A 21,004-nucleotide genomic window follows, 5' to 3' on the forward strand; every position below is an offset into this window, starting at 1 on the left:
CGCCCACCGCCAAGGAGGCGCCCTTCGTGCCGTCCGCACCCACCCCGTCGGCGGGTCAGGGGAGGGCGGAGCGGGCGGCTGCGCGTGCGTCTGCGGGATCGGCGGCTGCGAGCGCGGCCTCTGCGGCGTCGCGGCACTGCTGCAGCGTGGCAGCGCCGACGGTGGCCCCGACCAGCGGTGCCGCCGTGGCCGCCGACGACAGCGAGGTGATGCCGAGGCCCACCAGAACGCAGGCCAGCTGCGGGTCGGCAGCAGCCTCTCCACACACACCGACCGGCTTGCCGGCCGCCTGGCCAGCGGCGGCGACCATCTCGATGAGCGCGAGCAGCGCCGGCTGCCACGGGTCGGTGAGTCGCGACAGCGACGGTGCCATGCGGTCGGCGGCGAACGCGTACTGGCTGAGGTCGTTGGTGCCGATCGACAGGAAGTCGACGTGGCGCAGGATGCGGTCGGCCAGCAGCGCTGCGCTGGGGATCTCGATCATCACACCGGGAACGAGCCCGCGGGACCGCACCTTGTCGCCGAACCACGTCGCCTCGTCCTCGGTGGCCACCATCGGGGCCATGACCCACACCGGGCCGGTCGCGCCCTCGGCAGCGACGGCGATGGCGTCGAGCTGGCGATCCATCAGCCCCTCGTCACGCCAGCCGAGTCGCATGCCGCGCACGCCGAGCGCCGGGTTGGGCTCGTCCTTGATCGTCGCGAAGCTGACCGGCTTGTCCGACCCGGCGTCCAGCGTGCGGATCACGACCTTGCGCTCCCCCATCGCGTCGAAGACCTCGCGATAGATGGCGGCCTGCTCGTCGACCGTCGGCTCGACGTCGCGGTCCAGGAAGCACAGCTCGGTGCGGAAGAGTCCGACGCCCTGCACCTGGGTCTCGGCCGCCCGACGCGCGCCGGCGCCGTCCTGCACGTTGGCCAGGACGTCCACGGCGTGGTCGTCGCTGGTCCGCCCGGGTGAACGCCACGACGCCGCGGCGGCGCCGGCAGCCGTCGCCGCCTCGAGGCGGGTGGCCACCAGGTCGTCGGCGGGATCGAGCACGACCTCCCCGACCGCTCCGTCGACCAGCACGAACGTTCCGACCGCCACGTCGTCGAGCCCTTCGGTGCCGACGACGCAGGGGATGCCGAGCTGGCGGGCGATGATCGAGGTGTGGCTGGTCGGTCCCCCGAGCGAGGTGGCGATCGCGACCACCGTCGCCGGGTCGAGTCCGGCCGTGTCGGCCGGCGCGAGGTCGTCGGCGCACAGCACGGACGGAACCTGCGGCGTGGGGATCCCGGGTTCGGGCTGCCCAGTGAGCTCCGCGACGATCCGATCCTGCACGTCCTTCAGGTCGGTCACGCGCTCGGCCATCAGTCCACCGGCCGCGGCGAACATCGCGCTCAGCTCGTCGATGGCCGCCACGGTCGACGCACAGATGCCGCGCCCCTCACCCAGGTGCTTGCCGACCAGCGCGACCAGCCCCCGATCGCGGGCGAGGGTGGCGGTGGCCATGAGCACCTCGGAGGCGGCGCCGCTGGCAGCACTGGCGCGAGCGGCGAGTCGATCAGCGACCGCCGTAGCCGCTGCGGAGAACACCTCGGCGCCCTGCGCCGGGTCCACGCTCGGCTCGTCCGACGGGACGGCGGGCCGCGGCATCGGGCGCACGATCGGCCCTGAACCCACACCGGGAACGACTCCGTTACCCTGCAGAACCACCACGGCATCCCTACCTGTTCCCGGCCCGAACATGGCCGAATATGTGACTCAGATCATGTATGTCCTTGACTTTAGCGGCTCTTCGGACGTAAAACTACAGATAGCTTCACCAAAACCACACAAATCCACGCATTCGGCCGTGGGCGACCGACCACGAGGAGTCCCTGTGTACGCAGCAGAACGCCAGCAGCTGCTCGCCGAGCGCCTGCAGGTCGACGGACGCCTCGTCGTGGTCGAGATCGCCGAGGAGCTGAACGTCTCGAGCGAGACGGTGCGCCGCGACCTGGCGGCACTGGAGCGCGACGGCCTGGCGCAGCGCGTGCACGGCGGGGCCGTGGCCACGCGGGCCCTGCGCATCCTCGAGCCGGGCCTGGCGCAGCGCACGACCACCAACACCGAGCAGAAGGCCCGCATCGCACGTGCGGCTGCCGACCTGCTGCCGCCCGAGGGCGGCAGCATCGCGCTCGACGCGGGCACCACCATCAGCCACCTGGTCGACGAGATCCCTCTGGACCACCCCCTGACGGCCGTCACCCACGCCATCCCCATCGCCGCCAAGCTCACCGCGATTCCGTCGGTCACCCTGCACATGCTGGGTGGGCGCGTGCGGGGCGTCACGGCCGCCGCGGTCGGCCAGAGCATGACCGACGCGATGGCGGCCATGCACGTCGACGTGTGTTTCCTCGCCACCAACGCTGCCGATCCGCAGCTGGGCCTGAGCACCCCTGACGCCGAGGAGTCCGCGGCCAAGCGCGCCATCGCGCGCAGCGCGACCACCGTCGTGGCGCTGTTCGACTCGTCCAAGTTCGCAGAGCGGCACGTTTTCTCCTTCGCCAGCTACGACGACCTGGACGTCGTGGTCACCGACGACGGCATCTCGCCCGAAGACGTGACGGCGCTGGAGTCACGAGGAGTCAAGGTCGTCGTCGCGTGATCGTCACCTTGACGCCGAACCCCAGCATCGACCGCACGATCGCCCTGTCGGGACCGCTCGCCCGCGGTGAGGTCATCCGGTCGGCATCGACCCACGACGACGCCGGCGGCAAGGGCGTCAACGTCGCGCAGGTCGTCCGGCACTCCGGGCAGCTGGCGGTCGCCGTCCTCCCGGGAGAGCACGACGACCCCCTGCTCGTGCGCCTGCGTGCCCTGCGCCTCACCCATCGAGCCGTGTCCACCGGGATGCCGTCGCGGATCAACCTGACGCTCGCCGAGGACGACGGCACCACCACCAAGATCAACGCACCCGGCCCCGAGCTGGGCCCCGAGCACCTCGAGGGGCTGCTCGACGAGCTGGCCCGCGAGATTCCCGGGGCCCGCTGGGCGGTGCTCTCCGGCTCGCTGCCCCCCGGCGCTCCTGACTCCTGGTACGCCGAGGTGATCCAGCGGGTCGCGGGCGACGGCGTCCAGATCGCGCTCGACACGTCCGGTGCGGCTCTGCGCGAGGCGGTGCAGCGCCGCCCCCACGACATCGCTCTCATCAAGCCCAACGAGGAAGAGCTCGCCGATCTCGTCGGCGTCGACCCGGCCACCCTGACCTCGGTCGAGTCCGTGGTCGAGGCCGCAGCTCCCCTCATCGAGTCCGGCATCGGCGCCGTGCTGGTGACGCTGGGCGCCCAGGGCGCCGTGCTGATCACCGCCGACGGGGCCTGGCAGGCGGACGCACCACCCGTGCAGGCTCGCAGCACCGTCGGTGCCGGCGACTCGGCGCTGGCGGGCTACCTGCTCGGCGCCCTGGACGGGCTCGACGCACCCAAGCGGCTGAGCCTCGCCGTGGCCTACGGCAGCGCCGCAGCCTCCCTGCCGGGCTCGACGATGCCCACCCCCGCAGATCTTCCCCCGTTGTCAGAAGCTCGACCCTGCATCAAAGGATGACCACCATGGCCAGCAAGTCCGTCACCGTCGGTTCTGCCGTCGGCCTCCACGCCCGCCCGGCAGCACTGATCGCGCAGGCCGCCTCCGCCGCCTCCATACCCGTGACGCTGTCCAAGCCCGGCGGCACCCCGATCGATGCCGGTTCCGCGCTGCTGATCATGACGCTGGGCGCCAAGCAGGGCGACACCATCGAGGTCGCCAGCGATGACGCCGCGCTGGTCGACGAGATCGCTGGCCTGGTCGAACAGGACCTCGACGCCGAACAGCCCGCCTGATTCCCCAAATTTTGCGGGCTCAGGAACCATTTCGAACCCTGGAAACGGTGCTTGAGCCCGCAAAATTCGGTACGTCAGAGGGTACGGAAGGTGATGCCGGCGTGCTGGAGGCGTTCGATGAGGGCGTCGCCCATGGCCACCGCAGTGGTCGTCTGGCCCGACACCTGCGGCAGGTCGTCGAACGCCAGGCACAGCGCTGACTCGCTGAGCATCTTGGCCGTCTCGGTGTAGCCCGGGTCGCCGCCGCTGACCTCGGTGGTGACGGTCCGGCCACCGCCCTCGCCGACCAGCCGGAGCTTGAACCACGACTTCTCACGCGTGGCCTCGTCGGGGCCGTCACCCTGCTTGCGCAGCTTGAGCAGCGCGGCGCGGGTGGGTGGCAGCTGGGCGCCGACCAGCAGCACGCTCGCGCCGGCGATGGTGGCGGCCAGCATCGGCAGCTTCTTGAACTGCGCGAAGTGCGCGTAGCTGAACTCGGGGCCGTAGCGCTCCAGCGACCGTGCCGACCGCAGGACGATCTGCGGGTCGATGGTGGGCAGTGGGAGGGCCCAGCCGTTGCCGCCCGCGCCTCGACCCAGCTTGCCGCCGCCGCGGATCGTGCGTCCCTCGGGACGGGTCTCACGCTTCTTGCGCTCGGCGGCGATCCTGCCCGCGCCACGGATGCCCGCGAAGGCGCCGATGGCCGAGTGGTAGGTGCCTCCCGACGCGGTACCGCCGGCGCGGATGTACCCGCTGACCGACAACGGCACACCCTCGGGCAGCTGCTCGACGGTGTACAGCACCCCGAGGTCGTAGGGAATGGAGTCGAAGCCGCACGCGTGGATGATGCGCGCGCCCGACTTCTCCGCGACGTCGTGGTACTTCAGCCACATGCGGTCGACGAACTCCGGCTCACCGGTGAGGTCGATGTACGCGATGCCTGCCTCGGCTGCGGCCTTGACGGCCGGTTCGCCGTGCTGCAGGTACGGGCCCACGGTGGTGGCCAGCACCCGTGTGCTGCGGGCCAGCGCCGACATCGAGTCGGCATTGGTGCTGTCGGCGGAGATGATCTCGGGGCGCACCCCGCCGAGGGTCTCGACGCGGTCCGCCACCGCCTCCAGCTTGGCCTGGTTGCGACCGGCGATCGCCCACGTCGCGCCGTCGGGCAGATGCGTCGCCAGGTAGTCGGCGGTGAGTCCGCCGGTGAATCCGGTGGCTCCGAGCAGGGCGATGTCGACAGAAGTCATGGGACCAACCTACCGGCTGGTAACAGGCTCAGTCCGGCAACCGCGGTGCTACGAGGCCTTCTTGGCGACCTCGTCGTGCGTGAGCACGGTGGGCAGCACGCCGTCGGTGACGGTGGCCGCGGTGACGACGACCTTGGCGACGTCGTCGCGACTGGGCACCTCGTACATGACCGGTTCGAGGACCGACTCGATGATCGAGCGCAGACCGCGGGCGCCGGTGCCCCGCGCGAGGGCGAGGTCGGCCATCGCCTCGGCAGCGCCCTGCCCGAACTCCAGCTCGACGTCGTCGATCTCGAACAGGCGGATGTACTGCTTGGTGAGCGCGTTGCGCGGCTCGGTGAGGATGGCGACCAGGGCCTCGCGGTCGAGGTTGTCGACGGCCGCGATGACCGGCAGGCGGCCGATGAACTCAGGAATCAGACCGAACTTGAGCAGGTCCTCGGGCAGCACCTTGGAGTACAGCTTCTCCGGCGCCACGAGGTCCGACGCCGGGATGTTGCCGGTGTTGAAGCCCAGGCTCGTCTTGCCGCTGCGCTGCTCGATGATCGTGTCCAGACCCGCGAACGCGCCACCGACGATGAACAGCACGTTGGTGGTGTCGATCTGGATGAACTCCTGGTGCGGGTGCTTGCGGCCGCCCTGCGGAGGAACCGAGGCCGTGGTGCCCTCGAGGATCTTCAGCAGCGCCTGCTGCACGCCCTCGCCGGACACGTCGCGCGTGATGGAGGGGTTCTCGCTCTTGCGCGAGATCTTGTCGACCTCGTCGATGTAGATGATGCCGGTCTCGGCCTTCTTGACGTCGTAGTCGGCAGCCTGGATCAGCTTGAGCAGGATGTTCTCGACGTCCTCGCCGACGTAACCGGCCTCGGTGAGGGCGGTGGCGTCAGCGATGGCGAACGGCACGTTGAGCATGCGGGCCAGCGTCTGCGCCAGGTAGGTCTTGCCGCAGCCGGTGGGCCCGACCATCAAGATGTTGGACTTGGCCAGCTCGACCTGGTCGTCCTTGTTGCGGCCGGTGGCGCTCTGCGCCTGGACCCGCTTGTAGTGGTTGTAGACGGCCACGGCCAACGACTTCTTGGCGTTCTCCTGGCCGATGACGTAGCCGTTGAGGAACTCGTAGATCTCGTGCGGCTTGGGCAGCTCGCCGAGGCTGAGCTCAGCGCCTTCGGCGAGCTCCTCCTCGATGATCTCGTTGCACAGCTCGATGCACTCGTCGCAGATGTAGATGCTGGACGGGCCGGCGATCAGCTTCTTGACCTGCTTCTGGCTCTTGCCGCAGAAGGAGCACTTCAGCAGATCGGCAGTCTCACCAATACGTGCCACGTGATCGGTCCTTCCTGGAGCATGGGTACGGCCGAGTGGCCGAGGTCACGATGTTCACCCTAACCGCCTCACGCGCTCGCGTCCTCGCATGCGAACGCGTGAGACGGGCGTGTCGTCAGACAGCGGGCGTCTTGAGGGTGTCGAGCACCTCGTCGACCAGTCCGTACTCGACGGCCTGCTGGGCGGTGAGGATCTTGTCGCGATCGACGTCCTTGCTGACCTCTTCGATCGGCTTGCCGGTGGCGTCGGAGATCATCTTCTCCATCAGCTCGCGCATGCGGAAGATCTCGTTGGCCTGGATCTCCAGGTCGGAGATCTGGCCGCCGGTGCCCTCGGTGTAGGGCTGGTGGATCAGGATGCGGCTGTTGGGCAGCGCCAGGCGCTTGCCGGGAGTGCCGGCGGCCAGCAGGATCGCCGCGGCCGAGGCCGCCTGACCCAGGCACAGCGTCTGCACGTCGGGCTTGATGTACCGGATCGTGTCGTAGATCGCGGTCAGCGCCGTGAACGAGCCACCGGGGCTGTTGATGTAGATACTGATGTCGCGATCGGGGTCCATGGCCTGCAGGCTCATGAGCTGTGCCATGACCGCGTTGGCGACGTCGTCGCTGATCGGGGTGCCCAGCATGATGATGCGGTCCTCGAACAGCTTGGTGTAGGGGTCGATGCGCCGGAAGCCGTACGACGTGCGCTCTTCCCACTGCGGCATGTAGTAGCTCATGAGATATCTCCTGCGCTCGCGACGACGTGGTCGATGAGGCCGTACTCCTTGGCCTGTTCCGGCGTGAACCACCGGTCACGGTCGGAGTCGATCTCGATCTGCTCGACGGTCTGGCCGCTGTGCTGCGACTGCAGCTGGTTGAGCTGCTGCTTGAGCAGCACGCTCTGCTCGGCCTGGATCTTGATGTCGGACGCCGATCCGCCGATGCCGCCCGACGGCTGGTGCATCATGATGCGGGCGTGCGGCAGGGCGTAGCGCTTGCCGGCCGTGCCCGCCGCCAGCAGGAACTGACCCATGGAGGCGGCCAGGCCCATGCCGAACGTGGCGACGTCGTTGGAGATGAACTGCATCGTGTCGTAGATCGCCATCCCCGAGTCGACCGAACCGCCGGGGCTGTTGATGTACAGGTAGATGTCGGCCTCGGGATCCTCGGCGTTCAGCAGCAGCATCTGTGCGCAGATCGCGTTGGAGTTGGAGTCGCGGACCTCCGACCCGAGGAACACGATGCGCTCCTTGAGCAGGCGCTGGTAGATGTGCCCGTCGAGATCGGACGGCCCGGCCTCGCCGGCCATGTCGTAAGGGGTCTGTGGTGTGTTCACGCTCTCGACAGTAGACGGCTGGCCAGCCGAACACACGCCAAAACGCGCCTGTTCGCCCTCGGCGTACGACTCAGACGGTGAAGGCGTCGCGGAAGGCGTCGAGGGCCCGATCGCTGCCCTCGACCGACGGGTCGGAGGCGAAGGCCTCCATCGCGACGGTGCCGTCGTACCCGGCATCGGCGAGCGCCTGCGCGACGAACGACCAGCGCACCTCGCCGGTGCCCGGCTCGCACCGACCGGGGACGTCGGCCACCTGCACCTCGCCCACGTGGGGGGCGGCGCGGCGGATCAGCTCGACGAGGTTCCCCTCACCGATCTGTGCGTGGTAGAGGTCCAGGTTCATCTTCAGGTGGGGGCTGCCCACGGCGCTGACCAGCGCCAGCGTGTCGGCCGCCCGGGCGAACGGCGTGCCCGGGTGGTCGACCTCGGTGTTGAGGTTCTCCAGCACGAAGGTCACCCCATGGGTCTCGCCCAGCTCCGCGACGCGCTCGAGGGTCTTCTCGGCCTGCAGCCACATGTCGCCCGTGACGACCTCGACCGGCTCGACCGGGATGCCGCCCTCCCCCAGGCCGGTCCCGTGCAGGTTCAGGGCCGGACACCCGATCTGCTGCGCGAACCGGATCGACTCGTCCGCGGTGCGCAGCAGCGCGTCGGCGCCGCCGAAGAAGTTGCCGGTGACGTAGCCGGTCATCGAGGTGAACCGGGCGCCGGTCGCGACCAGGGCGTCGGCGTCCTTGTCGGTCCAGTCCCAGATCTCCGCCGCGAAGCCTCGCTCGTGGATGCGGGCGACTCGCTCCAGGTGCGGCAGGTCCGTGTAGACCATCTCCGAGCAGATGGCCAGGGTGAACATCTCAGGCTCCGTACAGCGCCGGGCGCTCAGGGACGTCGATCGACTCGCGGGTGCCGCCGGTGAGCGACAGCACGCCGGCTCCGGCGACCAGGTTGGCCGCGAAGCCGTCCCACGCGCTCGCGCCGACGACCTCGCCGCGCAGCGACGCATCGACCCACGCGGCCAGCTCGAGGCGGTACGACTCGATGAAGTGCTCCACGAAGTCGCTGCCCACCTCCCGACGAAGTCCGCCGGACAGGCGTCGCAGCACCGGCGTGCGGGGCTCCAGCGCTGCCGAGCCCGACGTGCCGACGACCTCGACGCGCACGTCGTAGCCGTACTGGGCGTTGCAGAACACCTCGGCGGTGATCATCTGGCCGTCGGCCATCCACAGCGTGGCGATCTGCGGGTCCTTGAAGCCCTCGAGGATCGGCGACTCCACCCGGATGGCCACGATCTCGTCGTCGAGCAGCCACCGGAACGTGTCGAACTCGTGGATCATCGAGCCGGTCACCAGGGTCGACGAGTCGGTGCTGGTGAGGTTGGTGGCATTGCGGTGGATGCCGTGCACCAGCCGCACCTCGCCGAGCGTGCCGTCGGTGATCGAGCCCTTGAGCGAGGAGAAGCCGGGATCGAAGCGACGGTTGAATCCCACCTGCACGAAGCGCCGGCCGGCGGCGACCTCGGCGTCGACGACCGTGCGGGCGTCCTCGGCCGTGACGGCCAGCGGCTTCTCGCACAGGACGTGCTTGCCGGCCGTGATGCCGGCGATGGCGAGCTCGGCGTGGGTGAAGTCCGGCGACGCGATGACGAACGCGTCGACGTCGGCGATCAGCGACTCCGGTGAGTCGGCGGACTCGCCGCCGACCTCGTCAGCGACGGCCGTGGCCCGCGCGGTGTCCATGTCGAACACGCGCGTGACCTGGGCGGCCGGGACGGCCGTCGCCAGCGTGCGGGCGTGGGACGCGCCCATCGCGCCGGCGCCGATGACACCTACGCGGAGTCGGTTCATGAGGTTGGTCCTTTCGAGGATGGTGCTGTCGAGTGGCGCACAGTGTGCGACGAGTGGCGCAGATTGGCTGTGAAACCGGCGTGTCGCCGACCAATCTGCGCCACTCGCGGGGATAGAGTCGGGCGCTTCAGAGCGTGATCCATTGGCGGCGATCGGAGGATGTGATCATCGCGTCGACGACCCGGGCGGCGCGAAGCGCGTCGTGGATCGTGGCGCCCACCGGCTTGCCGGTGCTGATCGACTCGACGAGACGGCGGGCCTCGACGACCTTGAGCTCGTCGAAGCCGATCGGGTTGTTGGTGCCGGGCTGGAACGCGGCCAGGTCGCCGTCCGCCGGCCCGGCGTACTCGGTGGAGTAGAAGACGTCGAGGTACCGGCCGTCCGTGGCCGTGGCCACCTGCAGCTCGTTCATGCGGCGAAAGTCCCACGCGAGAGCGCCGTCGGTGCCGTGCACCTCGAAGCCGTAGCGGTTCTGCTCCCCCACCGCGACGCGGCTGGACTCCAGCGTCGCCCGCGAGCCGTCGGCGAGACGCAGCAGCGCCGTGACGTAGTCCTCGTTCTCGACCTCGGAGAGCTCGCCGGCACCCTTCTCGTAGTGCATCGCTCCGGCCACCGCCTCGGGTCGCTGCGCGATGAACGTGGCCCGGTCGACCACGAGCTCGGCGATCGGAGCGACCACGTGCTGCACCAGGTCCGCCGCGTGGCTGACCAGGTCGCCGAGCACGCCGCTGCCGGCGAACTCGTTCCGGAACCGCCAGGACAGCGCGGCATCGGGATCGGCGGAGTAGTCGGCCAGGAAGCGCACGGTCGAGTGCTCGACGGTGCCGAGCCGGCCCGACGCGACGATCTCGCGTGCCCGCTCGACCGCCGGCACGTTGCGGTAGTTGAAGCCCGCAGCGGCCTGCACTCCTGCTGCCTCGACCGCTGCGACGATCTCGGCGGTCTCGGCGGAGTCACGACCGGCGGGCTTCTCGACCCACAGGTGCTTGCCCGCCTGGGCTGCTGCGACGGCGACGTCGCGGTGGATGAAGTTCGGCCCGGTCACGCAGACCAGGTCGATGTCGGGCCGGGCCACCAGCTCACGCCAGTCGCTCAGCTGGTGCTCGAAGCCGAAGGCGGCCGCAGCGCGGGCGGTGCGGTCGTCGCCGGCGGTGTCGGCCACCGCGACGAACCGCGGACGCAGCGGCGCGTCCGGGAAGTGCTGCAGCAGACGCGACAGGGCACGGGCGTGCACCTGTCCCATCCAGCCGAAGCCGACGATCCCCACACGCAGGTCGTCGGTCACGCCTCCGCCTCTGCCTCTGCCTCGGCCTTGAGCTCGCTGACCACGGCGGAGTCCGAGCCCATGGTCTCGGCCAGCTCGTGGGCCAACGTCTCCAGCTCGGCGCCGCCGGCCATCATCGACGTCAGCTCGTCCAGGGTCATCTCGGCCTTCGGGAAGTCACCCATGCTCTTGCCACGACGCAGCAGCATGAAACGGTCGCCGACCGGGTAGGCGTGGTGCGGGTTGTGCGTGATGAACACGACGCCCAGTCCCCGCTCGCGCGCCTTGGCGATGTACTTCAGCACCACGCCGGACTGCTTGACGCCGAGCGCCGCCGTGGGCTCGTCGAGGATGAGCACCCGCGCACCGAAGTACACGGCGCGGGCGATCGCGACGCACTGGCGCTCGCCACCGGACAGGGTGCCGATGGGCTGGTCGACGTCGCGCAGGTCGATGCCCATCGCGGCGAGCTCCTCCTTGGCGATGCGCTTCATCTCCGCGATGTCGAGGCGCTTGAACGGTCCGACACCCGTGCGGAGCTCGCTGCCGAGGAAGAAGTTGCGCCACACCGGCATGAGCGAGACCACGGCGAGGTCCTGGTAGACCGTCGCGATGCCGGCGTCGAGCGCCTCGCGCGGGCTGCCGAAGGTGACCGGCTTGCCGTCGACCAGCAGCTCGCCCTCGGAGTGCTCGTGGGCCCCCGCCAGGATCTTGATGAAGGTCGACTTTCCAGCGCCGTTGTCGCCCAGGACGCAGGTGACCTGTCCGGCTCGTACCGACGTGCTGACGTCGCTGAGCGCGATGATGTTGCCGTAGCGCTTGCCGATGTCGCGCACCTCGATGACGGGCACGTCACTGGTGGGGCTGTGGTCGCTCATCGCTGTCTCCGTGGGTGAGGTGGTGGGCTGCTTGCCGGTCATCGTGACGTCTCCGCTCGCTTGCGCACCCATTCGTTGAGGAGCACCGCGGCCAGCAGCATCACACCGAGGAAGGCCCGCAGCCAGTTGTTGTCCCAGCCGCTGTAGACGATGCCCTGGCTCGCCATGCCGTAGATCAGGGCGCCGAACGCGGCACCGATGGCCGATCCGTAGCCGCCGGTCATCAGGCAGCCGCCGACGACGGCGCAGATGATGTAGATGAACTCCTGGCCGACGCCGGTGTTGCTCTGCACCGTGGAGGTGGTGAACAGCAGGAGCATCCCGACCAGCCAGCCGGCTCCGGCGGTGGTCATGAACAGGCCGACCTTGGTCTTGAAGACCGGGACACCGACCTGACGGGCCGACTGCTGGGCGCCGCCGACCGAGAAGATCCAGTTGCCGGTGCGGGTGCGCAGGAGCACCCAGGTGGCGACGGCCGTGACACCGATCCACCACAGCACCGAGGCGTACAGCGTGAGCCCGCCGATGTTGATCGTGGAGCCGAACACCGCCTTGCCCTGGTCGTAGAACGGCACGTCGCGCATCCCCTGGATGGCCACCTGGCCGATCAGGGCCTTGGTGCCGGCCAGATCGATGCCCTGCAGCACGAAGAAGGTGCCCAGGGTGACGATGAAGCTCGGTAGACCTGTCTTCATCACCAGGATGCCGTTGATGGCCCCGACGAGCAGGGCCAGCGCGAGCGAGACCACGATGGCCGCCCAGATGTTGAGGCCGTACTCGGTGGTCAGCACGCCGACCACGAGTCCGGTGAACCCGGTCATGGCGCCGGCGGACAGGTCGAACTCGCCGCCGATCATGAGCAGCGCGACCGCGACCGCCATGATGCCGATGGTGGAGGCACCCCGCAGCCACGTGCTGGCGCCGGCGGGGGTGGCGAACACCGAGGTGGTCGCCGCGAAGAAGACGAAGATCGCGATGGCGGCGATCAGGGCGCCGATCTCGGGGCGCTTGAGGATCTTGGTGAGGGTCGAGGTCGAGCTGATCCGCTCGTCGACGACGGTGGCGGTGGCCATGGGTGCTCCTGTTCGGTCAGGGACGGGATCGTGGGGGCCCGGTGGTGCCGGGCCCCCACGGCCCGGTGGTGCTAGCGAGTGCCGTTGGCGGCGTACTTGGCGACGTCGGCAGCATTGTCCTTCGTGACGAACGCGGGGCCGGAGTTGATCGGCTGGCCACCGCCCAGGTCGTTGCCGTTGATGCTCTTCAGGTAGAGCGTCGTGACGCCCAGGAAGCCCTGCACGTAGGGCTGCTGGTCGACCGCGAACAGGATCTTGCCGTCCTCGATCGCCTTGACGACGTCCGACGACAGGTCGAACGTGGCCACCTTGGCGCTGCTGCCGGAAGCCTCGACCGCGCCCACGGCGTCGATCGCGTACTGGCCACCGAGCGTCAGGACGGTGTCGATGTTCTTGTCAGCCTGCAGCTTCGAGGTGATGGTCGCCTGCACCGCGTTGTCGTCCGTGCCGTCGACCTGCAGGTTGGTCATGGTGCCGCCGAAGGCTGCGGCGGCTGCCTTGCAGCGCTCCTCCAGGCCGACGTTGCCGGCCTCCTGGATGACGCAGATGGCGTTCTTCTGGCCCTCGGACTTCAGCCGCTCGCCGACAGCCTGACCGGCCACGGTCTCGGACTGCCCGATGTGGGTGATCGCACCGAACTCCTTGAACTTGTCGACACCGGAGTTGATGGTGACGACCGGGACGCCAGCGGCCACGGCGGCCTTGACGCTGGCCTCGAGTCCGTCGGGGTTGGCCATCGAGACCACGATGCCGTCGACCTTGTCGGCGACAGCGCCGTCGATCAGCTGCGACTGCTTGGCCGGGTCCGGATCGGAGCTGTAGTTCACGGTCACGCCGTAGTCCTTGCCGGCCTTCTCGGCGCCGGACTTGACCCGGTCCCAGAACGCGTCGCCGGGGGCGCCGTGGGTGATGACCGCGTAGGTCAGGTCCTGGTTGGCCTTGCTGGTGGAGTCCTCCTTGCCCGTGCCGCTGCACGCGGCGAGCAAGGTGGCGACGACGGCGAGGGCGCCGACGAGCTTGAACTTCTTCATGGTGTCCTCTACTTCTTCTGGTGGTGCTTCTTCGGGTGGGCCCGGCGTCAGCTCGACGTCGGGAAGTTCAGCTGGGCGAGGGAGTCCTCGTCCACGTGCGGCCACCGGGTGGTGACCACCTTCTGCTGGGTGTAGAACCGCACGCCCTCGGGGCCATGGATGTGATGGTCCCCGAAGAGCGAGTCCTTCCAGCCGCCGAACGAGTGGAAGGCCATGGGGACGGGAACCGGCACGTTGATGCCGATCATGCCCACGTGGACCTTCCGCTGGAAGGTACGTGCCACCTCACCCGAGGAGGTGAACACTGCTGTGCCGTTGCCGTACGGATTGGAGTTGATCAGCTCCAGGGCAGCGTCCAGCGTCGGAACCCGCACCACGGCGAGCACGGGTCCGAAGATCTCGTCGGTGTAGACCGACATGTCGGTGGTGACGTGGTCGAGCAACGAGGGGCCGACGAAGAAGCCGTCCTCGTGACCGTCGACCACCAGGTCGCGTCCGTCGACCACGACCTTGGCTCCGGCGTCCTCGCCCTGTCCGATGTAGTCGACGATGCGGTCGCGCGACGCCTGCGTGACGACCGGGCCCATCTCGGCGTCGGGGTCGGTGCCGACCGACACCTTGAGGTCGACCGAGCGCTCGCGGATCTTGTCGACCAGCGTGTCGGCCGCGGGACCGACCGCGACGACGGCCGAGATCGCCATGCAGCGCTGTCCGGCCGATCCGTAGCCGGCGGCCACGATGTGGTCGGCCGCGAAGTCGAGGTCGGCGTCAGGCATGACCACCGCGTGGTTCTTGGCGCCGCCGAGGGCCTGCACGCGCTTGCCGGTGCGCGAGGCGCCCTCGTGCACGTACCTGGCGATGGGCGTCGAGCCGACGAACGAGACGCCGGCGATGCCGGGGTGCTCCAGGATCGCGTCGACGGCCACCTTGTCGCCGTGCACGACGTTGAACACGCCGTCCGGCAGACCGGCCTCGGCGTAGAGGCGGGCCACCAGGTCGGACGCGCCGGGGACCCGCTCGGACGGCTTCAGGATGAAGGTGTTGCCGGTCGCGATGGCGATCGGGTGCATCCACAGCGGCACCATGATCGGGAAGTTGAACGGCGTGATGCCGGCGACCACGCCCAGCGGCTGCCGGAACGTGTGCGAGTCGACGCCGCCGGAGACCTGGTCGTTGAACTCGCCCTTGAGCAGCTGCGGGATGCCGCAGGCGAACTCCACGACCTCGCGGCCGCGGACGACCTCGCCCTTGGCGTCGTCGAGGGTCTTGCCGTGCTCGGAGCTGATGATGGCCGCCAGCTCGTCCTCGTGCTGCACCAGCAGCTCGCGGAAGGCGAACATGATGCGCGAGCGGGCCGTGACCGAGGACTCGCCCCAGGTCTCGAACGCGGTGGCGGCGGCGGAGACGGCGGCGTCGACGTCGCCTGCGGTCGCGAGCCGGACCTGCGACGCCGGGGCTCCGACGGCGGGGTCGTAGACGTCGCCGAGGCGGTCGCTCTCGCCGGTGACGCTGGTGCCACCGATCCAGTGGTCGTAGATGCGGTTCTGGGTCATCGGTGGTCCTTCTGCTCGGGTGCCGGCGTCATCAAGGGGCGCTGGCTGGTCTTGTGGTCCTCGTACTCGCGGCGGGCCTGGCGGGTGGACTCCAGGACGGACACCTCTGACACCGGCACGTCCCACCAGGCGGGGCTGTCGGGCGCCGGCACCAGGGGATCGGTCTCGACGTGGATGACGGTGGTGCGGGTGGACTCCTTGGCCTTCAGGACCGCCGCGCGGAAGTCCTCGATGCCGGCCACGGCCAGGACGTCGGCGCCGAGGCTGGCGGCGTTGGCCGCGAGATCGACGGGCAGCTTGTCCCCGTCGAGCCCCGAGGCGGTGCGGTAGCGGTACGCGGTGCCGAACCGCTGCGAGCCGAGGGACTGGGACAGCGCGCCGATCGAGGCGTAGCCGTGGTTCTGCACCAGCACGACGATCACCTTGATGCCCTCGGCCACCGCAGTGACGAGCTCGGTGTTCATCATCAGGTACGAGCCGTCGCCGACCATGACGAACACGTCGCGGTCGCCTGCCCCCGACAGCTCCGTCTCGTCCAGTGCAGCCATCTTGACGCCGAGGCCGCCGGCGATCTCGTAGCCCATGCAGGAGAAGCCGTACTCGACGTGGTAGCCCTTGCGATCGCGCGTCCGCCACAGCTTGTGCAGGTCGCCCGGCATCGAGCCGGCGGCGCACAGCACGACGTCGCGCGGATCCGACAGCTCGTTGACGGCGCCGATCACCTGGCTCTGGATCGCAAGACCGTCGGCCACCTCCGGGGCGCCCTCGCCGGTGTACGCACGCTCGACGATCGCATCCCACTCCCCCGCGAGCGCCGTGGCGCGAGCGGTGTGCGCGGGATCGGCGGTCCAGCCGGTCAGCGCGGCCGTCAGGGCCGTGAGACCTTCGCGCGCGTCGGCCACCAGGCCGACCGCCGAGTGCTTGTGGGTGTCGAAGGCCGAGACGTTCAGATTCACGAACTGCACGCCCGGATGCTGGAACACGGTGCGTGATGCCGTGGTGAAGTCGCTGTAGCGGGTGCCGACGCCGATGACGACGTCCGCCTCTGCCGCCAGGGCGTTGGCCGCGGTGGTGCCGGTGGCACCGATCGCGCCGACGGACTGCGGGTGGTCGTACGCCAGCGAGCCCTTGCCGGCCTGCGACTCGGCCACGGGGATGCCGGTGGCCTCCACGAGCTCTCGCAGCGCATCGTTGGCACGCGAGTACGTGACGCCACCGCCGGCGACGACCAGTGGACGTCGGGCCGATCGGATCGCGGCGACCGCGCGGTCGAGGGCAGCGGGCTCGGGCACGGGACGGGCGACGTGCCAGACGCGCTTGGCGAACAGCTCGTCCGGGAAGTCGTGGGCCTCGGCCTGCACGTCCTGCGGCAGTGCGAGCGTGACGGCGCCGGTCTCGGCCGGATCGGTGAGGATCCGTGTGGCGTGCAACAGCGCCGACGCGAGCTGCTCGGGCCGGTCGATGCGATCGAAGTGCACCGACACCGGGCGGAAGACGTCGTTGACCGAGAGGTCGCCCTGCTGGACGTTCTCGAGCTCCTGCAGCACCGGGTTGGCCACGCGGGTGGCGAAGGTGTCGCCGGGCAGCAGCAGCACCGGGAGCCTGTTGATCGTGGCGAGTGCCGCACCGGTGACCATGTTGGTGGCGCCGGGGCCGACCGAGGCGGTCACCGCCATGGCGGCGAGCCGGTCGCGCTGGCGGGCGTATGCGACGGCGGCGTGCACCATGGCCTGCTCGTTGCGCCCGTGGAAGTAGCGCAGGTGTCCGCTGTCGCCGGAGCTCTCGCGCTCCAGCAGTGCCTGGCCGACGCCGGCGACGTTCCCGTGGCCGAAGATGCCCCAGCAGCCGGCGAAGAACGGCGTCTCGACGCCGTCGCGCTCGGTGTGCTGGTTCTCCAGGAAGCGGACGGTCGCCTGGGCGACGGTCAGCCGGGTCGTCGTGGTCATGCGATGTCTCCCTTGCCGAACGGAAGCCGGGGGTCGATGGGCTGGTCGGCCCAGGTGTCGCGGATCCAGGCGTGCTGCGGGTCGTCGCAGATCAGCCAGGCGCGCTCGCTGCCGGGACCGGCCATGACGTTCAGGTAGTACAGGTCGTAGCCGGGCGCGGCGATCGAAGGGCCGTGCCAGCCGTGCGGGATGAGCACGGCGTCGCCCGTGCGCACCTCGGCGGCCACGTCGATCTCGGCGGTGTCGTGGCCGTAGACACGTTGGAAGCCGAAGCCCGGACCGGTGGGGCCGTCGGCGACCTCGAAGTAGTAGATCTCCTCGAGGCGGGTCTCCTCGCCGGGACGCTCCTCGTCGTGCTTGTGCGGCGGGTACGACGACCAGTTGCCGCCCGGGGTGAGGACCTCGCAGGCGATCATGCGATCGGCCTCCAGCACGCCGGGGATGCCGAAGTTGTTGACCTGGCGGCTGGACTGGCCGGCTCCGCGCATCTCGACCGGCACGTCACCGGCGGGCAGGTACGCGGGTTCGAGACGGTTCGCGCACACCGCGGTGCAGACGGCGAATCGTCCACCGTCGGCGCTCAGGACGGTCAGCTCGGCTCCGCGGGGTGCGTAGACGACGTCGCTGGGGCCGGCGAAGACGTGCGGGCGCCCCTGCAGAGGGAACTGCTCACCATCCACCCGAACCACGGCCGATCCGGACAGCGACAGCACCATGGCCTCGGCGTCGCCGAGGGCGAGGGTGTCGGACTCCCCCGCCGCGAGCGTCAGCACGACCAGCCCGCTGTGCGTCCAGCCGGCCGACGCGGGCGTCACCTCCAGGGTGCGGACACCCTCGGCGGCGGCGTCGGACCTGATCACGAGACTCACCGCGCCATCATCTCCACCGTGGCGTCGACGGCGTCCTCGACGGTGCCGGTGGCCGGGAACAACAGGCTGCGGCCGACGATCATGCCGCGGACGACCGGGTTGGTCAGCGCCTTGGCCCACGCGGCGAACTGTGCGCCCTGGTCGGCCGACACCTCGCCGCCGAGCAGCAGCACCGGCAGCGTGGTGGCGGCCAGGACGGCGTCCATGTCGTCGACGACCGGCAGCTTGAGCCAGGTGTAGGCGCTGGTGGGTGCGAGGCCCGCCGCGACGGTGGCCGACCGGATGACGGCCTCGGTCGACAGGTCGTTGCGGACCTTGCCGACGGTGCCGTCGGAGGTGGTGTCGCGGCCCGAGATGAACGGCTCGACCATGGCCATGAGTCCACGTGACGCGAGGTCGCCGACGGCGTGGGCCGTGGCCTCCATGGTGCGCACGGTGGCGGGGTCGTTCGGGTCGATGCGGAAGAGCATCTTGCCCCCCTGGAGGCCGAACGCCTCGATGGTCGCGGCGTCGTGCCCGGTGTAGCGGTCGTCCATCTCGAACACGGTGCCCGCGAGGCCGCCGCGGTTCATCGAGCCGACGACGACCTTGCCGTCGAGGGCGCCGAGCAGCAGCAGGTCCTCGATGACGTCAGCGGTGCCGAGCACGCCGTCGACGCCGGGGCGCGACAGGGCACGGACCATGCGGTCGAGCAGCTCGGTGCGGTCTCCCATGGCCAGGGCGTTCTCCCCGGCCCGCAGCGCTCCGCGCGCCGGGTGGTCGGCCGCGATCAGCATGAGCCGGCCCCCGGCGTTCTGCCCGACGAGCCCCTGCGCCGGCTGCTGACGCTCTGCCCACATGCGGGCGATCCGACCCGGGTCGGTGGCCCGCGTCTCGACGATCGCCTGCACGTCGGCTGCGGTCACGGAGCTGATCGGACGGGGGGTCGGCGCGCTCATCGGGCGTTCTCCTGCAGGTAGGCACCGAGCTGGGCGACGGTCGGCATGGCGTCGGAGCACGACAGCTGGCCCGCGACGTAGGAACCGGCGGCGTTCGCGCCGGCCAGCGTGTCGGTGAGGCTCGCGCCGGTGAGCAGGCCGTGCACGAGGGCGCCACCGAACGCGTCGCCGGCGCCCAGGCCGTTGACGACGTCGACCGGCACCGGCGGCACGACGACCGACTCGTCGCCGCGGACGCCCAGCACGCCGAGTGGTCCCTGCTTGACGACGGCGAGGTCGACGCCGGCGTCCTGCAGCGCCTCGGCAGCGGCGGCGGGCACCATGGTCGACTGCAGGGGCTCCCCGATGGCCACGCGGCACTCCTCCTGGTTGCCGACCGCGACGGTCACGTGCGGCAGGGCCTTCGCGATCTCGGCGGTGGCCGCCTCGGGCGAGTCCCAGAACATCGGACGGTAGTCCAGGTCGAGGATCGTGGTGCCCGACCCGCCCGAGCGCGCCTCGAGTGCTGCCAGGTGCGCCTCTCGGCTCGGCTCCTGGGAGAGTCCGGTGACCGTGATCCAGAAGATCTCGGCGGCCCGGATGGCGTCGTAGTCGAGGTCGTCGGCACTGATGTGCAGGTCCGGCGCCTTCTCGCCGCGGTAGAAGTACAGCGGGAAGTCGTCGGGCGGGAAGATCTCGCAGAACACCACCGGCGTCTGCAGGCCCTCGACCGGGCTCACCCACGAGTCGTCGACGCCGTATCCCTGCAGGGCCGTGTGGACGAAGCGACCGAACGGGTCGTCACCGGTGCGGGTGATCGTGGCGGCACGGTGCCCGAGACGTGAGGCGGCGACGGCGACGTTGGTCGAGCTGCCGCCGAGGAACTTGGCGAACGACGTGACCTCGTCGAGGCCCACCCCGACCTGCTCGGGGTACACGTCGACGCTCACGCGCCCCATGGTGATCAGCTCGAAGGCATCGGTCATGCGAGACGTGCCTTCACGTAGTCGAGGCACTTCTGCACGTCGGCGCGAGGGCCGACGCCCTCCGGCTCACCATCGAGCATCAGGTCCTGCTCCAGGACGTACCAGCCGTCGTACCCGTGTGACTCCAGGGCGTCGATCATGGCGGCCACGTCGACGGAACCGGCACCGAGCACGGTCCACATACCATCACGCACCGCGTCGGAGAAGGCGATCTCGCCCGCCACGACCCGGGCCGCCTTGGCGCCGTCGACGTCCTTGAGGTGGACGTGCCCGACGCGCGGCAGGTTGGCCAGCGTGATGGCGACCGGGTCGGCACCGGCAGCCGCGAGGTGGCCGGTGTCGACGCACAGTCGCACGTGCGAGCCGTCCAGGACGCGCTGCACGTCGTCGGCGTTCTCGACCATCGTGCCGATGTGCGGGTGGATCGTGGCGACGACGCCGCGATCGAGTGCATGGTCGCTGATCCGGTCGAGATTGCCCAGCATCGTCTTCCACTGGACATCGTCGAGGACCGGGCGTCCGTCGTAGCCGTCGACGCCGGTGGAGGCGGCCAGCACGACGACGCCGGCCCCGGAGGCGAGGCAGCCGTCGATGAACGCGTCGACCTCGGGCATCGGATCGTGCTCGGGGTCGTGCAGCAGGACGGGCAGGAATCCGCCGACGGCCTGCAGCCCGAAGCCACGCAGGAACGCGGCCTTCTCGGCCGGGGCATCAGGCAGGAAGCCGTCCGGTCCGAACTCGGTGGCCGCGATGCCCAGCTCGCGCATCTCCCCCATCACCCGCTCGGCACCGAGCTGGTGGCCCCAGCCGGGCACTTCGCACACACCCCACGAGATGGGTGCTCCGGCGATGCGATCGACCCGGCGGGTGGGGGTCGAGGTGGCGATGGTCATGCAGCGTGGGCCCTTCGTGCGGACGGAACGGCGTCGGTGTG

General features: G+C 69.9%; 20 protein-coding genes. 3 read left to right on the forward strand and 17 right to left on the reverse strand.

Annotation, left to right across the window (positions count from 1 at the left end; genetic code table 11):
- Positions 1 to 55: 55 nt before the first annotated feature.
- On the reverse strand, positions 56 to 1,639 hold the full coding sequence (locus AC0L5F_RS05000) for a phosphoenolpyruvate--protein phosphotransferase (RefSeq protein WP_473315533.1): 1,584 nt from the start codon (positions 1,637 to 1,639) through the stop codon (positions 56 to 58).
- Between the two features lie 226 nt (positions 1,640 to 1,865).
- Between AC0L5F_RS05000 and AC0L5F_RS05005 the strand changes: the two genes are divergently transcribed.
- From AC0L5F_RS05005 to AC0L5F_RS05015, 3 genes are read left to right on the forward strand one after another with little or no spacing between them, the layout of a single operon-like run.
- Positions 1,866 to 2,633 (forward strand): DeoR/GlpR family DNA-binding transcription regulator, encoded by a 768-nt coding sequence (locus AC0L5F_RS05005; protein WP_473315534.1) that lies wholly within the window; start codon positions 1,866 to 1,868, stop codon positions 2,631 to 2,633.
- Positions 2,630 to 3,571 carry a 1-phosphofructokinase gene (gene pfkB / locus AC0L5F_RS05010; RefSeq protein ID WP_473315535.1) on the forward strand — a complete coding sequence of 314 codons (942 nt, stop codon included), beginning with the start codon at positions 2,630 to 2,632 and terminating at the stop codon, positions 3,569 to 3,571. Before AC0L5F_RS05005 ends, pfkB begins: the two co-directional genes overlap by 4 nt.
- A 5-nt stretch (positions 3,572 to 3,576) precedes the next feature.
- On the forward strand, positions 3,577 to 3,846 hold the full coding sequence (locus AC0L5F_RS05015; RefSeq protein ID WP_473315536.1) for an HPr family phosphocarrier protein: 270 nt from the start codon (positions 3,577 to 3,579) through the stop codon (positions 3,844 to 3,846).
- A 74-nt stretch (positions 3,847 to 3,920) separates the two neighbouring features.
- Here the strand turns inward: AC0L5F_RS05015 and AC0L5F_RS05020 are convergent, their stop codons facing one another.
- The 16 genes from AC0L5F_RS05020 to AC0L5F_RS05095 form a co-directional block, all read right to left on the reverse strand.
- The gene (locus AC0L5F_RS05020) at positions 3,921 to 5,072 is read right to left on the reverse strand and encodes a saccharopine dehydrogenase family protein (protein ID WP_473315537.1); all 1,152 of its coding nucleotides are present in this window, start codon (positions 5,070 to 5,072) and stop codon (positions 3,921 to 3,923) included.
- A 48-nt stretch (positions 5,073 to 5,120) separates the two neighbouring features.
- A complete protein-coding gene (clpX, locus tag AC0L5F_RS05025) occupies positions 5,121 to 6,395 on the reverse strand; it encodes an ATP-dependent Clp protease ATP-binding subunit ClpX (RefSeq protein WP_473315538.1) in 1,275 nt (424 codons plus the stop codon).
- A 115-nt stretch (positions 6,396 to 6,510) separates the two neighbouring features.
- On the reverse strand, positions 6,511 to 7,113 hold the full coding sequence (locus tag AC0L5F_RS05030; RefSeq protein WP_423845111.1) for an ATP-dependent Clp protease proteolytic subunit: 603 nt from the start codon (positions 7,111 to 7,113) through the stop codon (positions 6,511 to 6,513).
- Entirely contained in the window at positions 7,110 to 7,685 is a 576-nt protein-coding gene (locus AC0L5F_RS05035) for an ATP-dependent Clp protease proteolytic subunit (RefSeq protein ID WP_473316148.1), read from the reverse strand. The genes AC0L5F_RS05030 and AC0L5F_RS05035 overlap by 4 nt, the downstream gene beginning before the upstream one ends.
- A 97-nt stretch (positions 7,686 to 7,782) precedes the next feature.
- Positions 7,783 to 8,562: a TIM barrel protein gene (locus AC0L5F_RS05040; RefSeq protein WP_473315539.1), complete on the reverse strand. Its 780-nt coding sequence runs from the start codon at positions 8,560 to 8,562 to the stop codon at positions 7,783 to 7,785.
- A 1-nt stretch (position 8,563) separates the two neighbouring features.
- Positions 8,564 to 9,553 carry a Gfo/Idh/MocA family oxidoreductase gene (locus AC0L5F_RS05045; RefSeq protein WP_473315540.1) on the reverse strand — a complete coding sequence of 330 codons (990 nt, stop codon included), beginning with the start codon at positions 9,551 to 9,553 and terminating at the stop codon, positions 8,564 to 8,566.
- 127 nt (positions 9,554 to 9,680) lie between these two features.
- A complete protein-coding gene (locus AC0L5F_RS05050) occupies positions 9,681 to 10,838 on the reverse strand; it encodes a Gfo/Idh/MocA family protein (protein ID WP_473315541.1) in 1,158 nt (385 codons plus the stop codon).
- Positions 10,835 to 11,695 (reverse strand): ATP-binding cassette domain-containing protein, encoded by an 861-nt coding sequence (locus AC0L5F_RS05055; RefSeq protein ID WP_473315542.1) that lies wholly within the window; start codon positions 11,693 to 11,695, stop codon positions 10,835 to 10,837. Before AC0L5F_RS05055 ends, AC0L5F_RS05050 begins: the two co-directional genes overlap by 4 nt.
- Positions 11,696 to 11,733: 38 nt before the next feature.
- Positions 11,734 to 12,768, reverse strand: coding sequence for an ABC transporter permease (locus tag AC0L5F_RS05060; RefSeq protein ID WP_473315543.1), 1,035 nt, complete (start codon positions 12,766 to 12,768; stop codon positions 11,734 to 11,736).
- A gap of 71 nt (positions 12,769 to 12,839) precedes the next feature.
- Positions 12,840 to 13,799 carry a substrate-binding domain-containing protein gene (locus AC0L5F_RS05065; protein ID WP_473315544.1) on the reverse strand — a complete coding sequence of 320 codons (960 nt, stop codon included), beginning with the start codon at positions 13,797 to 13,799 and terminating at the stop codon, positions 12,840 to 12,842.
- Positions 13,800 to 13,846: 47 nt separating this feature from the next.
- Positions 13,847 to 15,352: a CoA-acylating methylmalonate-semialdehyde dehydrogenase gene (locus AC0L5F_RS05070; RefSeq protein WP_473315545.1), complete on the reverse strand. Its 1,506-nt coding sequence runs from the start codon at positions 15,350 to 15,352 to the stop codon at positions 13,847 to 13,849.
- Positions 15,349 to 17,298: a 3D-(3,5/4)-trihydroxycyclohexane-1,2-dione acylhydrolase (decyclizing) gene (iolD, locus tag AC0L5F_RS05075; RefSeq protein WP_473315546.1), complete on the reverse strand. Its 1,950-nt coding sequence runs from the start codon at positions 17,296 to 17,298 to the stop codon at positions 15,349 to 15,351. Before iolD ends, AC0L5F_RS05070 begins: the two co-directional genes overlap by 4 nt.
- Positions 17,295 to 18,167: a 5-deoxy-glucuronate isomerase gene (iolB, locus tag AC0L5F_RS05080; protein ID WP_473315547.1), complete on the reverse strand. Its 873-nt coding sequence runs from the start codon at positions 18,165 to 18,167 to the stop codon at positions 17,295 to 17,297. The genes iolD and iolB overlap by 4 nt, the downstream gene beginning before the upstream one ends.
- On the reverse strand, positions 18,164 to 19,105 hold the full coding sequence (locus AC0L5F_RS05085; RefSeq protein WP_473315548.1) for a Cgl0159 family (beta/alpha)8-fold protein: 942 nt from the start codon (positions 19,103 to 19,105) through the stop codon (positions 18,164 to 18,166). The genes iolB and AC0L5F_RS05085 overlap by 4 nt, the downstream gene beginning before the upstream one ends.
- Positions 19,102 to 20,070, reverse strand: a complete 969-nt coding sequence (iolC, locus tag AC0L5F_RS05090; protein ID WP_473315549.1) for a 5-dehydro-2-deoxygluconokinase — start codon at positions 20,068 to 20,070, stop codon at positions 19,102 to 19,104. Before iolC ends, AC0L5F_RS05085 begins: the two co-directional genes overlap by 4 nt.
- Positions 20,067 to 20,963, reverse strand: coding sequence for a sugar phosphate isomerase/epimerase family protein (locus AC0L5F_RS05095; protein WP_473315550.1), 897 nt, complete (start codon positions 20,961 to 20,963; stop codon positions 20,067 to 20,069). The genes iolC and AC0L5F_RS05095 overlap by 4 nt, the downstream gene beginning before the upstream one ends.
- Between the last annotated feature and the right edge of the window lie 41 nt (positions 20,964 to 21,004).

It is taken from the genome of Aeromicrobium sp. 10G20-16, assembly GCF_055809665.1.

Excerpts from the sequence above, each read along its gene's own strand:
- AC0L5F_RS05000 (WP_473315533.1), bottom strand. The coding sequence starts at position 1,639 with ATGCCGCGGCCCGCCGTCCCGTCGGACGAGCCGAGCGTGGACCCGGCG.
- AC0L5F_RS05015 (WP_473315536.1), top strand. The coding sequence starts at position 3,577 with ATGGCCAGCAAGTCCGTCACCGTCGGTTCTGCCGTCGGCCTCCACGCC.
- AC0L5F_RS05020 (WP_473315537.1), bottom strand. The coding sequence starts at position 5,072 with ATGACTTCTGTCGACATCGCCCTGCTCGGAGCCACCGGATTCACCGGC.
- AC0L5F_RS05030 (WP_423845111.1), bottom strand. The coding sequence starts at position 7,113 with ATGAGCTACTACATGCCGCAGTGGGAAGAGCGCACGTCGTACGGCTTC.
- AC0L5F_RS05035 (WP_473316148.1), bottom strand. The coding sequence starts at position 7,685 with ATGGCCGGCGAGGCCGGGCCGTCCGATCTCGACGGGCACATCTACCAG.
- AC0L5F_RS05040 (WP_473315539.1), bottom strand. The coding sequence starts at position 8,562 with ATGTTCACCCTGGCCATCTGCTCGGAGATGGTCTACACGGACCTGCCG.
- AC0L5F_RS05045 (WP_473315540.1), bottom strand. The coding sequence starts at position 9,553 with ATGAACCGACTCCGCGTAGGTGTCATCGGCGCCGGCGCGATGGGCGCG.
- AC0L5F_RS05055 (WP_473315542.1), bottom strand. The coding sequence starts at position 11,695 with ATGAGCGACCACAGCCCCACCAGTGACGTGCCCGTCATCGAGGTGCGC.
- AC0L5F_RS05060 (WP_473315543.1), bottom strand. The coding sequence starts at position 12,768 with ATGGCCACCGCCACCGTCGTCGACGAGCGGATCAGCTCGACCTCGACC.
- AC0L5F_RS05065 (WP_473315544.1), bottom strand. The coding sequence starts at position 13,799 with ATGAAGAAGTTCAAGCTCGTCGGCGCCCTCGCCGTCGTCGCCACCTTG.
- AC0L5F_RS05070 (WP_473315545.1), bottom strand. The coding sequence starts at position 15,352 with ATGACCCAGAACCGCATCTACGACCACTGGATCGGTGGCACCAGCGTC.
- iolD (WP_473315546.1), bottom strand. The coding sequence starts at position 17,298 with ATGACCACGACGACCCGGCTGACCGTCGCCCAGGCGACCGTCCGCTTC.
- AC0L5F_RS05085 (WP_473315548.1), bottom strand. The coding sequence starts at position 19,105 with ATGAGCGCGCCGACCCCCCGTCCGATCAGCTCCGTGACCGCAGCCGAC.
- iolC (WP_473315549.1), bottom strand. The coding sequence starts at position 20,070 with ATGACCGATGCCTTCGAGCTGATCACCATGGGGCGCGTGAGCGTCGAC.
- AC0L5F_RS05095 (WP_473315550.1), bottom strand. The coding sequence starts at position 20,963 with ATGACCATCGCCACCTCGACCCCCACCCGCCGGGTCGATCGCATCGCC.